Here is a 14,231-nt window from a genome sequence, read left to right as displayed (position 1 = left end):
AAGGTGTCAATCTTGTCAAGTGAAAAAGCTTTTTGACAAATTTGCTGAAAAAAACATTATCAAGTAAACGTGAACCCAAATTTTTTACTCTTCTCTACGCACTACCCACTACACACTACCCACTTTTTCTGTGCTAAAATCCCCCTATGACACACGCCCAACTCAAAGCGATCGCCCAATACCTCAACCGCCATCACCACATCAAAAAAGCCCGGCGCAGCAGTAATAACACCATCGAGCTCAACCTGGGAGAGAAGGAGAGCCTCTTTTTCGATATGACCCGGGGGCGCTCCACCGTCTATCTGGGGCCTTCCCGCCGCCCGGCCCAGGATTACAACGCCCCCTTCGATACCCTGCTCCATCAGCTCCTCTCCCAGAGCCGAATCCTCTCGGCCGATGTGCCAAAAGGGGAGCGGATCTTGCGCATCACCGTTCAGCCCCGCAGCCATTACAAGAGCCGGCAGGTAATCCTGCAGCTGGAATTCACCGGACGGCACAGCAATGCCATCCTCCTCGACGAACACGGAGTGGTCCTGGAAGCCCTCCACCATATCGACGCCGCCCAATCCTACCGGGTGGTCAAACCCGGCGTCGAGCTAGCCCCGCTGCCGCCCCGCCCCACCTCGAAAGAAGAACCTGCCTTCGATGAAGATCTCATCGCCTGGCTGCGGGAGAATTACCGGCGACTCACCGAAGAGCAGCTGAAGGTCCTGCGAAAGCAAAAACGCCAGCAGATCGAAAAGAAACGGAACAAAACCCTCCGACTCCTTCATCAACTCCCCGACGAGGAGAGCCTGAAAAAAGAGGCAGATGAGTTCGAGAAAATGGGCAATATCATCCTGGCCAATCTCCACACCATCCGCCCCTACGACCGGGAATTAAAAACCTACGATTTCGACGGGAATCCCGTCACGATCCCTCTACCCGAAGGGGTCGCCCGCAACCGCCTGGGAGAATACTATTTCAATAAAGCCCGCCGCGCCCGCACCAAAGCGGAACATATCCATCTGGAGCGGGAGAACCTGGAGGGGAAACTGCGCTTCTACGATAATATCCTCCAGGCGATCGATGAAGCCAAAGAACCCTACGAGCTGGAACTGCTGGTCCCCAAACAGGGCCGTGCCCGCCGCAAAAAGGAGAAACTGCGCGACGGAGAACTCTACTGGATCGAAGGCTACAAGGTCTATGTGGGCCGCAACGCCCGGGAGAACCAGAAGCTCCTGGAGCTGGCCCGCTCCAACGACCTCTGGATGCACGTGCGCGACCTGCCCGGCAGCCACGTCATCATCCGCACCGACAAGCAGAACCTCCCCGAATCGGTGCTGCATTCCGCCGCCAAACTCTGCGTGGATTTCACCACCCCCAACCCCGGCAACTACGCTGTGGACTACACTCGCAGAAAATTCGTCAAGATCCAGGAGGGCAGCAGCGTCGAATACGACAAATACAAAACGATCCCCGTCCTCAAAGAGGGCGTAGAGATCCGGGAATAGGGCTCATTTTTCCTGAAAAGTACGATAGAGGGCATAGGCTTCCCACAAAGCCAGAGGCCAAAAGAGAAAAAAAATAAGCAACAGATTGAAGAGATTGAAAAAGAGCCGACTGCGTTTGGGATAATGCTCCAGCTCCTCTGCCGCCAGAAGAGGGACGAAGATCGTCAGAAACCCTAAAAGGAAAAAGGCAAAAAGCCCGCCGAGAATGGCCGAGCCTGTCCCGGAGCCCGGAGCGTCGGTACTCATAACCGCGACAAGAATCGTCCCGAAAAGCGTCGGGAAAACCCCCAGTATCGCCTGCACCCGATAAGTCGTCACCAGCCATCGCAGATACTTATCATTGAGCCGTTTCACGACTTCTTTCCGCTTACAGTCCGCAGATAGAAGTATCCTACGATCCCCGAAAATAGCGACCCCAGCAGGATCCCCAGCCGCTCATCAGCGAGATCGGGACAGGCATCTTTCGAACACTCAAAGGCCAGAGATCCGATGAAAAGGCTCATCGTAAACCCGATCCCTCCCAGGATCGCCACGCCGTAGAGCATTTTCCAATCCACATCCTCGGGCAGCCGCCCCAACCCCAGTCGGATCGCCAGCCAGCTGAAGAGGAAAATTCCGATCTGCTTTCCCAGGAAAAGCCCGCTGATAATCCCCAGAGTGACACTGTCGACAAAATCCCTGAGGGCGATGCCGGCGAAATCGATCCCCGTATTGACAAAGGCGAAGAGAGGCAGGATCACGTGGTTGACCGGAACGTGCAGAGAATGTTCCAGGGCTTCAAAGCTTTTGCGATTGTTCTTGAAAGGGATAAAAAGCCCCAGGATCACTCCGGCCAGGGTCGCGTGAACTCCCGACTTGAGGGTCGCTGTCCACATCACGATCCCGATGAGCACATAGGCGGCGTTGTTGGTCACCCCCCGCCGGTTCATCCACCATAAAATCGCGATGGTAAGCCCCACCACCCCCAGGGCCAGATAGGAGAGTCCCGATGTGTAGAAGAGGGCGATGATGACGATCGCCCCCAAGTCGTCGATGATCGCCAATGTGAGGAGAAAAAGTTTCAGCGTCGCCGGCACCCGCTTGCCCAGGAGCGAGAGGATCCCCAGGGCAAAGGCGATGTCGGTGGCCGAAGGGATCGCCCAGCCCTTCATCGCCGCTTCGTTCCCCCAGTTGAAGAGGGAATAGAAGAGCGCCGGCATCAGCATCCCGCCCACAGCCGCCAGGGCGGGGACCGCCACCTTTCTGGGGTCTTTGAGCTCTCCGTCGAGGAGCTCCCGCTTGATCTCCAATCCCACCATAAAGAAGAAGATTGCCATCAGCCCGTCGTTGATCCAGAGCAGCAGAGGCTTGGCGATGCTCAGATGCCCGATCACCACCGCCACCGGGATATTGAGGAAAGCGTCGTAATAGGATTTGAAGGGGGAGTTGGCCACAGCCATCGCCGCCAGGGTCATCAGCATCAGCAGAATTCCGGTCGAAGACTCTTTGCGGAAAAAGGCCAGCAGATTGTTTTGAATCATCGCTATCACTCCCACGGGCCGAATTATTCTCGGCTTGGATATAATTGCGTCATATTACCCAAAAGCGAGATATCTATGGCTGCACCCGACGAACACTCCCAACGCTGGAAGACCGCCCTCATCCTCCTGGGGCTGATCGCCCTGGTCGGATTCATCGACAATACGTTCCTTACCTGGCTTTTCCTGGGAGTCGTCTATGCTTTGGCCCTCCCCGAGGCGATGCGCCTTTTCCGCACGGCGGAGAGCACCCTCTATCTCTACGCCGGCGGACTCTGGCTCCTGGGCCTTTTCTACCCCCATCCCACTGACCTCATCTTCGGCGCCGCGGCGATCTTCGGCAGCCTTTTAGCCTACAACAAACGGCTGGAGATCCGCGCCTTCTTCCCCCTGCTCTATCCGACGGCGGGGATGCTCTTTCTCTGGATGCTCTACCGTGACTTCGGAATGATCTCTCTGTTCTGGATCCTCATCATCGTCGCCCTGACCGACGTGGGAGCCTACTACACTGGCCGAAAACTGGGCAAAACCCCCTTCTCCCCCACTTCGCCCAAAAAGACTCTGGAGGGGGTCTTCGGCGGCATCGCCGCGGGTACCCTGGGCGGGGCGCTGCTGATGATGGGCCACAAAGGGATCCTCCTCTCCGCGATCCTCATCGCCCTGCTCACCGCCACCGCCTCGGTCTTCGGTGACCTTTTTGAAAGCTACCTCAAACGGGAAGCCAGCGTCAAGGACAGCGGCGATATCCTCCCCGGCCACGGCGGCATCCTCGACCGGATCGACGGCTACCTCTTCGCCTCGATTGCCCTCTATATTCTGCTGAAAATGACGGGAGCGTGAAAATGATGGAGAATGGAGAATGGAGAATGGAGAATTTTTTTAAGTCCGAAAGAGATACCCCCTGTTTATTCTCAATTCTCAATTCTCAATTCTCAATTCTGGGCCATAAAAATTCCAAAGGATTTTTATGGTCCTGCTAGGTTCCACCGGCTCCATCGGCGTCAACACCCTCGAGATCTGCCGCCGTTTCCATCTGCCGGTAGAGGCGCTGGTGGCGGGGAACAATCTGGAGCTGCTGCAAGAGCAGATCGACGAATTTCAGCCCGAGCTGGTGGCCATCGCCGATCCGGCGCGAATCGAAGAGGTCCGCCATCCAAGGGTCTACGGAGGTCAGGAAGGAATCCTGCGTCTGCTCGAAGAGAGCGCTTCACCCAAGGTAGTCAACGCCCTGGTAGGCACCGCGGGTCTGCGCCCCACCCTCAAGGCCCAGGAGCTGGGGCGCGAGTTGGCCCTGGCCAACAAGGAATCCCTGGTCATCGCCGGCGCCTTTCTCGACCGCAGCCGGATCTTCCCCATCGATTCGGAGCACTTCGGCCTCTGGTATCTCCAAAACAGCCGGAGTGTGAGGCGCCTCCTCCTCACCGCCAGCGGGGGCGCCTTTCGCGACTGGGAACCCGAAGCGATCCGCCGGGCCGCCTTCGCCGACGCGCTGAAGCACCCCAACTGGTCCATGGGCGACAAGATCACCATCGACAGCGCCTCGATGGCCAACAAACTCTTCGAACTTCTCGAAGCCCGCTGGCTCTTCGACAACAGCGCCGTCGACGCCCTCATCGAGCGCCGCTCCATCGTTCACGCCCTCGTCGAATTCGCCGACGGCTCCACCACCGCCCACCTGGCCGGTGTGGATATGAAGCTCCCCATCGCTTACGCCCTGGAGTGCCCCATGAAAGAGCCGATTTTGGAGCCGGTAGACCTGCTGGGCATCGGCCCCATCGCCTTCGAAGCGATCGACACTGAACGCTACCCCCTCTGGCAGCTCAAAGAGCCCCTTTTGGCCCAGCCGAAACTCGGCGTCGTCCTCAACGCCGCCAACGAAGCCGCGATGGAAGGCTTCCGCCGGGGGGATTACCCCTTCGGCGTGATGGTGGACCGGATCGTCGACACTTTCCACTGTTTCGAAGAGGAAGAGCCAAAGACTCTGGAAGAGGTCTTCGCGCTGGACCGGAAAGTCAGGGAGTATTGTTATGGTCTTTAAAATTGTTTGTGCTACGTGCCACGTGCTACGTATTACGAAAAAAAGCGTTGCAACGCAACGCCTACCAAAATTTCTCATTTCTATTTTCTATTTTCTCATTCACTTCGGTTCCTCACTCCTCACTCCTCACTCCTCACTAAGTAAGAGGAGCTTCCAATGAAGCTCCTGTTACTCCACGGCTGGGGCGGCTCCGACTGGCCCCATTGGCAAGCCTGGCTCGCTTCGGAGGTGGCCAAAGATTACGGCACCGTCAGCTTCCCTCTCATCCAGCATCCCCATTACCCCCGCCTCAATCGCTGGCGGAAGGAAGTGCTTCATCATCTGGAGGATTTCCGCCCCGATACGGTGGTTTGCCACTCCCTGGCCAATACCCTCTGGTTCCACCTGGCCCACCGCGAAGAGATTCCTTACCCCGTCGAACGGCTCTTCCTCGTGGCGATGCCCAGCCTCAATACCCGGCTGGAGACCATCAGCACCTTCTACCCCTGCCCCCTGCCTGAACAGCTCTACGCCAAAGAGATCCAGCTCATCGTCAGCGACAACGACCCCTACATCACCGTCGAAGAGGCCGAGCAGATCGCCGAGCATTACGCCATCCCCCTGACCGTCCTGCCCGGCGCCGGACACATCAACGCCGAAAGCGGCTACGGCGAATGGGCCTGGATATTAGAACAAATTAAGAATGAGGAATGAGGAATGAGGAATTTAGGGGTCGCCTCCGGCGACGGATTTAAAAAAAGGGCGTTGCAAGGCAACGCAAACCATAACCATTCACTATTCACCATTCACCATTCACCCGATACTCAGGAGCCAATATGCTCCTGAGTATCGAATCGAGCTGCGACGACAGCTCCATCGCCCTGACCGAGATCGAGAGCCGCCGGCTGGTCCTGCACAAAAAGATTTCCCAGGAGGCCGAACACGCCCGATACGGCGGGGTGGTCCCTGAGCTGGCGAGCCGTCTGCACGCCGTGGACCTGCCCCGGCTCCTCGAAAGCGCCCGGCCCTATTTCAATGACATTAAAGCCGTTGCCGTCACCAACGAACCGGGTCTGGCGGTCACACTCAACGAAGGGGTGATGATGGCCAAAGCCTTCGCCGCCTTCCAAAAACTCCCCCTCGTTCCGGTCCATCACCTCAAGGGGCACATCTACTCCCTCTTCATCGAAAAGCCCACCCGGCTCCCGATGATCGTGATCCTCGTCAGCGGCGGACATACGATGATCCTGCGGGTCAAGGGGCTCGAGGATATGGAGATCCTGGCGACGAGCCTGGATGACAGTGTGGGAGAGAGCTACGACAAGGTGGCCAAAATGATGGGCCTGGGCTATCCCGGAGGCCCCATCATCGAAGCGCTGGCGCGTGAGGGCGACGAAAACCGATTCGAGCTCCCCGTACCCCTGCGCAACTCCCCGCTGATCGCCTTCAGCCTCTCGGGACTCAAAAACGCCGTCCGCCTGGTGATCCAGGAGCTCGGAGGTCCCGAAGGGATGAGCGAACAGGACCGTAGGGATTTGGCCGCCTCCTTCCAAAAGGCCCTTATCGCCCACCTCATCCAAAAGAGCCGCAAACTCCTCGCCAAAGAAGCGATCCCCGATGTCGCCCTCGTGGGCGGGGCCAGTGCCAATCTGGCCATCCGGGGAGCCGTAGAAGCCCTCTGCGCCCAATACGGTAAGCGCATTCACACCGCGCCTTTGGAGTTCTGCTCCGACAATGCTGCCATGATCGGCCGCTACGGCCTCGATGCCCTGGCCGCCGGGCTCACCGTCGCCCCCGAGGATCTGCGGGTCAACCCCAGCCGCAAACTCAAAGCGGGAATGAAACTGTGACCGATACGACTGCCTATCTGCACTGGAATACCGATCCGATCCTGCTCCATTTGGGGCCTTTGCAGCTTCATTGGTACGGCCTGCTCTTTGTGGCGGGCCTTCTGCTGGGTTTCCAGGTGATGCAGCGTATCTTCAAGCGTGAGGGGAAAGACCCGGAGCTGCTCGACCCCCTCTTGGTCTATCTGATCGTGGGGATCGTCGTAGGCGCCCGACTCGCCCACTGCCTCATCTACGAGCCCGACTATTACCTGAGTCATCCTCTGGAGATCCTGGCTGTCTGGAAAGGGGGCCTGGCCAGCCACGGCGGGGTATTGGGGGCCATCCTCGCTCTTTGGCTCTACTGCCGCAAATACCGCTTGCCCTTCCTCTGGCTCTTCGCCCGCCTGGCAGTGCCCCTCTTTTTGCTGGCGGGCTTCATCCGCATCGGCAACTTTTTCAACTCCGAGATCCTGGGACGGGCCGCTTCGCTCCCCTGGGCTGTCGTTTTCGAACGCTACGACCAGCACCCCCGTCATCCGGTGATGCTCTATGAGGCTCTGGGCTACTTCGCCATCTTCGGCATCGGCTGCTGGCTCTACCGCCGCTGGGATCCGGAAAAGTTCACCTGGCTCTACCCCGGTATCGCCCTGATTTTGGGCTTCTCCCTCCGCTTCGTGCTGGAGGTCTTCAAAATGCGCCAGGCCGACTATGCCACCGGAGCGCTACTGATGGGCCAGTGGCTCTCACTGCCTTTTATCCTCCTAGGAGTGGCGGTGCTCCTCTGGGGCTACCAAAATTACCGTAAGAGCCGGGAATGATCCTCCAATCCTTTCTCGAAGGTTTCCTCCTCGGCCTGGGCGCCGCCGTACCTCTGGGACCCATCAATGTGCTGATCATGAGCAGCGCCCTGCGCCACTACGGTTCGGCGGTCACCCTGGGGGCGGGGGCGATGAGCGCCGACATCAGCTACCTCGTTTTGATCCTCTTCGGACTCTTCCACTTTATGGAGAATCCCGCTATCACCCTCGCGATGGGGCTCGCCGGATCGGGCTTTTTGCTCTATCTAGCCTGGCTCATTTTCAAAGGGCGCAACGAACCGGTCCATCTCCAGCAAGTGAGGGAGATCTCCCTTTTCAAAAGTTGGCTTAAAGGCTACACGCTGACCCTGCTCAACCCCTACACCGTCATCTTCTGGCTCAGCGTCTCCACCTACATCGCCGCCAAAAAGCTCGACCCTATCGCCACCGTCGCGGGACTTTTCAGCGCCATCGTGCTCTGGATCACCCTCATGCCCCTGGCGATCCACAAGAGCAAACACCTCTTCAGCCAAAAGATCGCCACCCTCTTCTCCATCGCCAGCGCCACCATCCTCACCTTCTTCGCCATCGGAATGCTCGTCAAAATTTTATGATCCGTGCTAAGAAAAAGCGCTGCAAAGCAGCGCATACCAAAATTTCTCATTTCTATCTTCTATATTTCTCATTCCAAATTGCAACCTACCTCCCTTGACAAAAAGAGACGCTCCTGTTATTATCATCGAGGAATGGAAAAGAATTCTCCATTCTCAATTTCCCATTCTCCATTTCTTTATGGGGTTGACTTGGTTTCGACTGGAGCAGTCGGGGCCGTGTGCATGTCGGAGCGGGCTACTCCGTGATCAAGCCCAAACGCGAAATAAACGCAAACAACACAGATTATCGCCCCGCTTACGCTCACGCAGCGTAAGTCATAACCCTTTTTAGGGGCCGTCTCACCGGCGACGTCATCTTAGCCGGGTTCGAGGCGTCGACAACCGATGACTATATCGGCGGCCTGCCTAAGCCGTCGATGAACCTTTTAGGCTGGTCCTGCGCAGCTCTGGGTGTCGAGCGAGGCAGGATGAGATACTATCGACACCGACTAAGCATGTAGAGTCACGGTCTTGGCTGTTTCAGGACAGGGGTTCGATTCCCCTCAACTCCACCAATACCTCATTTATACTAATCCAGGCAAGCCTAATAACCTTCCAATAAACGGGCGTTATCTCCTCATCATAAGTCTACACTGATATAATCCGATATACGCAAATATATAATTTTTAGGGGCTATTTTGGGGGCCTTTATTGAAAGAGCCCCTAAAACCAATCTGAAAAGGCCCCTAAAATTCAGGGGGTAGCGATGGCACGACGTACAGCGCCTTTGACGGCCACAGAGATCAAGGCGGCGAAACCGAGAGAAAAGCCTTACAAGCTCTTTGACGGCGGCGGCCTATACCTGCTGGTAAGTGGCAGTGGCGGAAAACTCTGGTATCAGAAATATCGTTTCAATGGAAAAGAGAAAAAAATAGCATTGGGGGCCTATCCTGCCGTTTCACTCAGATCCGCCAGAGTGAAACGCGAAGAGATCAAAAAGATGATAGCCAATGGAGTGGACCCATCCGAAGAGAGAAAAGCGAAAAAAGCCCGCTCCCGACAAGATGAGGCCAAAAGGGAGAATACCTTTTACAACATCAGTCAGAAATGGCTTGAAGACTACAGACGCCATGTAAGCGAAAACTACCATACCCGCCTGGGCCGGGCCTTGAAAAACTACATTTATCCCACCATCAAAGAGCAGCCAATCGATGAGGTCACCCGGCTTGATGTCATAGCCATATTGGAGGAACTCAAGAATAGAGAGCTATATGAAACGGCCCGACGCACTGCTATGCTGCTTAACAAAGTGTTCAAATACGCCGTCACCCACGAATACACCCCACATAACATCATTACAGACATTGAGATCAAAGAGATATTGGGCAAAAAGGTAAAGCGGCACTATCCTACCATCACCAAAGAGAAGGATATCAGAGGGCTGCTGGCAGCCATCGATGGCTATACCGGTGACTACTTTACCCGGATGGCTCTGAAAGTGCTACCCTATGTGTTTGTACGCAGCTACAACATCCGGCACATGGAATGGTCAGAGATCGATTTTGAGGCCAAAGAGTGGATTATCCCGGCACATAAGATGAAGACAAAAACCTCCTTTGTCCTGCCGCTACCTCATCAGGTTGTTACTCTGCTGGAAGAGGTGAGGGAGAACAGTCTTAGCAACCGATACGTTTTTCCAAGCTTCAGAAGCGATGGCAAACCGCTGAGCGACAATACTCTCATATCAGCACTCAGGCGCATGGGCTACAGTAAAGATGAGTTTGTACCTCATAGTTTCCGGGCGATGTTTTCAACTATAGCCTACGAATATGCAAACAAAAGAGACGGCCACGGCTACACCGGAGAGGTTATCGAGGCGTGCTTAGCGCATAAGGAGCCAAACGCTATCAAAGATTCCTATAACCGGGCGAGCTACAAAGAACCTATGCGGGGATTGATGCAATGGTACGCTGATTATCTGGATGGGGTCAGATATGAAAAATGAACCATTCTACAAAACCATGGAAAAACAGCTCTTCTCAGATCTGTCTTGGTTCCCACCTGAAGAAACCGAGCATCTGGAAGAGCTTATATACTGCTTCTACGTTCACGGTGACTTTATGGATGATATCCCACCAAATGATAGATATGCTGTTATCTCGAAGATATTGATATGGGTTGAAGGCTTGTGGCTAAATGATTTCAAGAGGGAGATGAAGGAGACCAGAAACCCTAAAAGACCCGTTGAAAAAATCGATAGCTACTTAAAGACAATACGACAGATGAAAAAAATTCTTGAAGATGAATATATGACAGGAGATATGATCAACATCAGACCCATGTGTATATCCGGAATTAGACATTCAGCTAAAAATTCTAGAAAAGAATTTTACAATCACCTAAAAGAATTAGAGAAAGACCTTGAAGAGCGAGAATTCAGACACTTCGATGAAGATTCATTTTTTCAGGAGAAGCTGACTACAAAAAAACATCTTGATGATATTCTCAGTTCTATCATCGAAAAATACAGCCTGAAAAAAGCGAAAAGGAAAAAGAAAGATCTCATAGACTGTATCCCGCTGCCATCTTTTTAAAATCCTAACCGCGTCGAAAAATAGAAACATACTCAGTACAAATTTGCCCTATTCCCCTGCCATACTGTCCACATAAAAACATACCAATAAAGGATTAGGGCATGGAAGAACTCCGAAACTCAAAACCTACCGAGAATCTGCAAGACCTCCAAAACTTCAGACCAGCTGAGGCGGCACGCTTTCTCAGAATATCTTTATCGCAACTTTGGAACCTCATCAAAGCCGGAAAGATAAGGACAGTGAAGCTTTCGAAACAGGTAACCATTATCCGAAGAGCGGAGCTTGAGACATTCCTGGACAAAGCGACCCGTACGGTCCAGCCATGAGCCGACAGATGAGCATCGAACTATATGAGCATCAGGGCCGAATCTCTTCCGCTCTACGGGATCGGCTAAGGTCCCGACGGCTGGCAATCCTGCACGCCCCGGAACGGTCTGGGAAGACATTAGCGGTTATTGACGCTATCGAGGGGCTGAATGGGGTCCGGCGCGTGCTCTGGATCACGAAAAAGGCGGCCATAGGCGGGATTGAGGGCGATCTGGAGAAGTATGGAACCCGGAAGGCCTATACCGTTGTCAATTACGAGCGGCTACACAAGGTTGAGGGGGATTTTGACCTCATCGTTATCGATGAATTCCACTATGCGATTAGTAGCTATCCGAAGAGTCCGGCCAAAGCGAAGATCATCCGGGAACGTTGGGGGGAGCTTCCGGCGGTCCTGATTAGTGCCACACCGGCGCCGGAGAGTGCTTCCCAGTGGTTTCACCCGCTCTGGATCTTCGCTGCTCACCCCTTTAGTGCTTTCACAAATTTCTATCAGTGGGCGCGGGTATTTGTATGGAAGAGGCAGCGCCAGATCATGGGACGGATCATCAACGATTACAGCCAGGCGAAGAGTGAAAAGGTTATGGATCAAATCCGCCCCTATTTGCTCCAGATTACTCGGGATGAGCTGGGCTTCCGCTACCGCCCGAAGGTCGTTCCCCACTATGTGACGCTGAGCCCCCGGACTCAGGCGCTCATCGAGATGCTCAAGCGCGACAGGGTGCTCAGGCTGCCGGGTGGTGTCGTATTTGCGGCCGATACCCCCATAGGGTTGGTCAACGGCTGTTATCAGCTTGAATGTGGGTGTCTAAAGGTCGGTTTGGACTACCACGACACGGGGGAACGGGAAATGGCTGAATACATCAAAAAACGATGGGGCGACAGTGAGGATGTAGCGATTATGTGCCGTTGGGTCGGACAGCGTCGGATTTTCGAGCGGGAGTTCAAAAAGGCGATGATCCTCAGCTCCCACGCCCATGCCGAAGGGGTGGAGCTTTCACATATTGAGCACCTCATCGTGGCCAGTCTGGATTATTCGACAGCACGCTTTCAGCAGCGCAACGCACGGCAGGCATCGAAGCAGAGGAAGAGCCCGATAAACGTTCACATTCTTTTAAGCCGGGGGAATGTTTCGGAGGCCGTTTATCAGGCAGTCGCACTCAAGCACATGGATTTCAAAGCCCGGATGTTCACCGGACAGTGGACAGGCTGATGCGATGGAGGAAATACACACAGAGCATTATATCAAAGTCCCCAGTGCGATCCTGGATGATCCGACGCTTACACCGGCAGAATTTCGGATCATTATGCACATAGTGAGGCAGACAATCGGATTTCAAAAACGGAGTGACGGGATCAGTTACAGCCAATTTTCAGAGGCCACGGGGATGAGTCGCCGGACAGTTATAGAGACCATCAAGACCCTCCAAAGGAAAAGGATGATTTCCGTTCATCATCAAAAGAAGTCAAGCGGTGCCGCAACATTCAACCGTTACGCATTGGGAAGCTATTGGAATTTCGCGAAAAACGAAGGGGTTGGGTGTAGTGCAAAATCTGCACGGGGTGGTGCAAAATCTGCACCCACAATATTAGAACTTCAACAAATTGATGATGATGGGGGAGTTTACACGGATTTCGACGATCCGACCTCTCAAGCGATTCGATACGCGAAAGAGAATTTTGAGATGTTCATCGAATTTTTGCTGAATAAGAGGAAGGGAAGCGTAGGAGTCAAACCGGTTGAGGATTTAGGCAGGTATCGGATCTCGGTAAGGAGAGGATTGGATCGTAGGGATGATTTGACTATCGATAATGCCTATCGATTTTTCAGAATGAGAATGGAGCGGGATAAATGACTGAGCAGAAGATCCAGAAACGCATTCTGAGATTCCTGAAAGATATTGGCGCCTATCCGGCAAAGATCGTCACAGGTAACCGGGCGGGAATCCCGGACATCCTGGCTTGTGTGAATGGGCGTTTCGTTGCCATCGAAGTGAAGGTGCCGGGAAAAGAGGCGACAAAGCTCCAGGATCTTCACCTGCAAAGGATCAAAGAGGCGGGCGGGGTTGCCTTCGTAGCTCATGGAGCCGATGAGGTCCGGGAAGCGCTGATGAAAGCCGGGTTGATTTGAGGGCGTCACGGCGCCTTCAGACCCATCCGGCCGGTGGAGAAAATACACAAAGGATCATAATGGAAAATCCAAGACGAATGACAAATGAGGAGTATCACGCGGCAGACGGGATCAGCTCAAGCGATTTCAGGCTGCTGGAGGTTTCGCCGCTGCACTATCTCAACCGGGAGCGCTTTCGACTGGAGGGAAGCCAATTCGATTTCGGAACGCTGCTGCACGCGATGGTTTTGGAGCCCGAGACCCTGGAAGACCAATACGCGGAAGAGGGCTTCGAGGGGTGCCGCCTCAATAAGAACAGCAAGGCCTACAAAGAGGCTAAGGCCGCTTTTGAAGAGGAGTGCCGGGGGAAGAGCATCGTTTCGGCATCCGACTGGGAAACAGCGCAACACATGGCGGAGAACGTCCGAGCCATTGCCGGGGGGATTCTCCAGGGCGGAATGGCGGAAGCCAGCTTTTTTGTCAGAGATGATGAGTTTGGGGTGACGCGCAAATGCCGCCCGGACTACTACCTCCAGGCCGCCGGCGTCGTTGTCGATCTGAAAACGACCCGAAGCACCGACCCCCACGAGTTCGAGCGGGCGATTTATGACTATCGTTATCACCGACAGGCCGCCTGGTATCTGGACGCCCTGGAACTGGCGGGGTTCCCTGCTGAGAGATTCATCATCGTTGCCGTAGAGAAGAACGCCCCGCACCTGGCCAGAGTCTTCGAGATTCAGGCCGACGCCATCGAAGCCGGGCGGGAAAACTATCGACAGCACCTTCAAGCGCTCAAAGAGTTTCGCGAAACCGGCCGCGCCAACGTAGTCGAGCCCATTTCACTCCCGGCGTGGTATTGGAGACAGCAGGAAGCGGCCACAGCATAGCCCAGCATTGCCGTGAAACGCTCAAAAGAGATTTGGGGCTACTCAGGTATCCCCCATAAGAAAAAAACG

At 54.6% G+C, this 14,231-nt stretch carries 16 protein-coding genes and 1 other RNA gene; 15 read left to right on the top strand and 2 right to left on the bottom strand.

The features are described 5' to 3' along the window. Positions 1-146 precede the first annotated feature (146 nt). Complete coding sequence (locus tag NITSA_RS01210) at positions 147-1,493, top strand: NFACT RNA binding domain-containing protein (RefSeq protein WP_013553203.1); 1,347 nt, start codon at positions 147-149, stop codon at positions 1,491-1,493. A 3-nt stretch (positions 1,494-1,496) separates the two neighbouring features. Here NITSA_RS01210 and NITSA_RS01205 read toward each other — a convergent pair whose 3' ends face one another. Beyond that, entirely contained in the window at positions 1,497-1,847 is a 351-nt protein-coding gene (locus NITSA_RS01205) for a hypothetical protein (protein ID WP_013553202.1), read from the bottom strand. Next, positions 1,844-3,013 carry a Na+/H+ antiporter NhaA gene (gene nhaA, locus NITSA_RS01200; RefSeq protein ID WP_013553201.1) on the bottom strand — a complete coding sequence of 390 codons (1,170 nt, stop codon included), beginning with the start codon at positions 3,011-3,013 and terminating at the stop codon, positions 1,844-1,846. Before nhaA ends, NITSA_RS01205 begins: the two co-directional genes overlap by 4 nt. A gap of 75 nt (positions 3,014-3,088) precedes the next feature. Here nhaA and NITSA_RS01195 point away from each other — a divergent pair, with 75 nt between their 5' ends. From NITSA_RS01195 to NITSA_RS01135, 14 genes are all read left to right on the top strand, one after another. Further along, positions 3,089-3,850, top strand: a complete 762-nt coding sequence (locus tag NITSA_RS01195) for a phosphatidate cytidylyltransferase (RefSeq protein WP_013553200.1) — start codon at positions 3,089-3,091, stop codon at positions 3,848-3,850. 127 nt (positions 3,851-3,977) lie between these two features. After that, positions 3,978-5,048 carry a 1-deoxy-D-xylulose-5-phosphate reductoisomerase gene (gene dxr / locus NITSA_RS01190; RefSeq protein ID WP_013553199.1) on the top strand — a complete coding sequence of 357 codons (1,071 nt, stop codon included), beginning with the start codon at positions 3,978-3,980 and terminating at the stop codon, positions 5,046-5,048. 156 nt (positions 5,049-5,204) lie between these two features. Then, the gene (locus tag NITSA_RS01185; RefSeq protein WP_013553198.1) at positions 5,205-5,741 is read left to right on the top strand and encodes an RBBP9/YdeN family alpha/beta hydrolase; all 537 of its coding nucleotides are present in this window, start codon (positions 5,205-5,207) and stop codon (positions 5,739-5,741) included. A 122-nt stretch (positions 5,742-5,863) separates the two neighbouring features. Then, the gene (gene tsaD / locus NITSA_RS01180) at positions 5,864-6,877 is read left to right on the top strand and encodes a tRNA (adenosine(37)-N6)-threonylcarbamoyltransferase complex transferase subunit TsaD (protein WP_013553197.1); all 1,014 of its coding nucleotides are present in this window, start codon (positions 5,864-5,866) and stop codon (positions 6,875-6,877) included. Then, positions 6,874-7,674, top strand: a complete 801-nt coding sequence (gene lgt, locus NITSA_RS01175) for a prolipoprotein diacylglyceryl transferase (protein ID WP_013553196.1) — start codon at positions 6,874-6,876, stop codon at positions 7,672-7,674. The genes tsaD and lgt overlap by 4 nt, the downstream gene beginning before the upstream one ends. After that, entirely contained in the window at positions 7,671-8,267 is a 597-nt protein-coding gene (locus NITSA_RS01170; RefSeq protein WP_013553195.1) for a LysE family translocator, read from the top strand. The genes lgt and NITSA_RS01170 overlap by 4 nt, the downstream gene beginning before the upstream one ends. Positions 8,268-8,447: 180 nt before the next feature. Further along, positions 8,448-8,821: a transfer-messenger RNA gene (gene ssrA, locus NITSA_RS11020) on the top strand. Between the two features lie 192 nt (positions 8,822-9,013). Continuing rightward, positions 9,014-10,252 carry a tyrosine-type recombinase/integrase gene (locus NITSA_RS01165; RefSeq protein ID WP_013553194.1) on the top strand — a complete coding sequence of 413 codons (1,239 nt, stop codon included), beginning with the start codon at positions 9,014-9,016 and terminating at the stop codon, positions 10,250-10,252. Beyond that, on the top strand, positions 10,242-10,841 hold the full coding sequence (locus NITSA_RS01160) for a hypothetical protein (protein WP_013553193.1): 600 nt from the start codon (positions 10,242-10,244) through the stop codon (positions 10,839-10,841). Before NITSA_RS01165 ends, NITSA_RS01160 begins: the two co-directional genes overlap by 11 nt. Before the next feature lie 101 nt (positions 10,842-10,942). Continuing rightward, the gene (locus tag NITSA_RS11750; RefSeq protein WP_013553192.1) at positions 10,943-11,167 is read left to right on the top strand and encodes a helix-turn-helix domain-containing protein; all 225 of its coding nucleotides are present in this window, start codon (positions 10,943-10,945) and stop codon (positions 11,165-11,167) included. An 8-nt stretch (positions 11,168-11,175) separates the two neighbouring features. After that, positions 11,176-12,378 (top strand): DEAD/DEAH box helicase, encoded by a 1,203-nt coding sequence (locus NITSA_RS01150; RefSeq protein ID WP_042203570.1) that lies wholly within the window; start codon positions 11,176-11,178, stop codon positions 12,376-12,378. A gap of 4 nt (positions 12,379-12,382) precedes the next feature. Continuing rightward, positions 12,383-13,021: a replication protein gene (locus NITSA_RS01145; RefSeq protein ID WP_013553190.1), complete on the top strand. Its 639-nt coding sequence runs from the start codon at positions 12,383-12,385 to the stop codon at positions 13,019-13,021. Further along, a complete protein-coding gene (locus tag NITSA_RS01140) occupies positions 13,018-13,296 on the top strand; it encodes a VRR-NUC domain-containing protein (RefSeq protein WP_013553189.1) in 279 nt (92 codons plus the stop codon). Before NITSA_RS01145 ends, NITSA_RS01140 begins: the two co-directional genes overlap by 4 nt. 77 nt (positions 13,297-13,373) lie before the next feature. Continuing rightward, positions 13,374-14,162: a PD-(D/E)XK nuclease-like domain-containing protein gene (locus tag NITSA_RS01135; RefSeq protein WP_042203567.1), complete on the top strand. Its 789-nt coding sequence runs from the start codon at positions 13,374-13,376 to the stop codon at positions 14,160-14,162. Positions 14,163-14,231 lie beyond the last annotated feature (69 nt).

Origin of the sequence: Nitratifractor salsuginis DSM 16511, assembly GCF_000186245.1 — a bacterium.
Lineage (GTDB): Bacteria > Campylobacterota > Campylobacteria > Campylobacterales > Sulfurovaceae > Nitratifractor > Nitratifractor salsuginis.
The sequence above is the reverse complement of the archived record's forward strand: the minus strand, read 5'-3'. Positions and strand labels throughout refer to the sequence as shown.

Bases quoted from the DNA above. Each gene is read 5' to 3' on its own strand.
- NITSA_RS01210 (WP_013553203.1), top strand. From the start codon at position 147: ATGACACACGCCCAACTCAAAGCGATCGCCCAATACCTCAACCGCCAT.
- nhaA (WP_013553201.1), bottom strand. From the start codon at position 3,013: ATGATTCAAAACAATCTGCTGGCCTTTTTCCGCAAAGAGTCTTCGACC.
- NITSA_RS01195 (WP_013553200.1), top strand. From the start codon at position 3,089: ATGGCTGCACCCGACGAACACTCCCAACGCTGGAAGACCGCCCTCATC.
- dxr (WP_013553199.1), top strand. From the start codon at position 3,978: ATGGTCCTGCTAGGTTCCACCGGCTCCATCGGCGTCAACACCCTCGAG.
- NITSA_RS01185 (WP_013553198.1), top strand. From the start codon at position 5,205: ATGAAGCTCCTGTTACTCCACGGCTGGGGCGGCTCCGACTGGCCCCAT.
- tsaD (WP_013553197.1), top strand. From the start codon at position 5,864: ATGCTCCTGAGTATCGAATCGAGCTGCGACGACAGCTCCATCGCCCTG.
- NITSA_RS01170 (WP_013553195.1), top strand. From the start codon at position 7,671: ATGATCCTCCAATCCTTTCTCGAAGGTTTCCTCCTCGGCCTGGGCGCC.
- NITSA_RS01165 (WP_013553194.1), top strand. From the start codon at position 9,014: ATGGCACGACGTACAGCGCCTTTGACGGCCACAGAGATCAAGGCGGCG.
- NITSA_RS01160 (WP_013553193.1), top strand. From the start codon at position 10,242: ATGAAAAATGAACCATTCTACAAAACCATGGAAAAACAGCTCTTCTCA.
- NITSA_RS11750 (WP_013553192.1), top strand. From the start codon at position 10,943: ATGGAAGAACTCCGAAACTCAAAACCTACCGAGAATCTGCAAGACCTC.
- NITSA_RS01150 (WP_042203570.1), top strand. From the start codon at position 11,176: ATGAGCATCGAACTATATGAGCATCAGGGCCGAATCTCTTCCGCTCTA.
- NITSA_RS01145 (WP_013553190.1), top strand. From the start codon at position 12,383: ATGGAGGAAATACACACAGAGCATTATATCAAAGTCCCCAGTGCGATC.
- NITSA_RS01140 (WP_013553189.1), top strand. From the start codon at position 13,018: ATGACTGAGCAGAAGATCCAGAAACGCATTCTGAGATTCCTGAAAGAT.
- NITSA_RS01135 (WP_042203567.1), top strand. From the start codon at position 13,374: ATGACAAATGAGGAGTATCACGCGGCAGACGGGATCAGCTCAAGCGAT.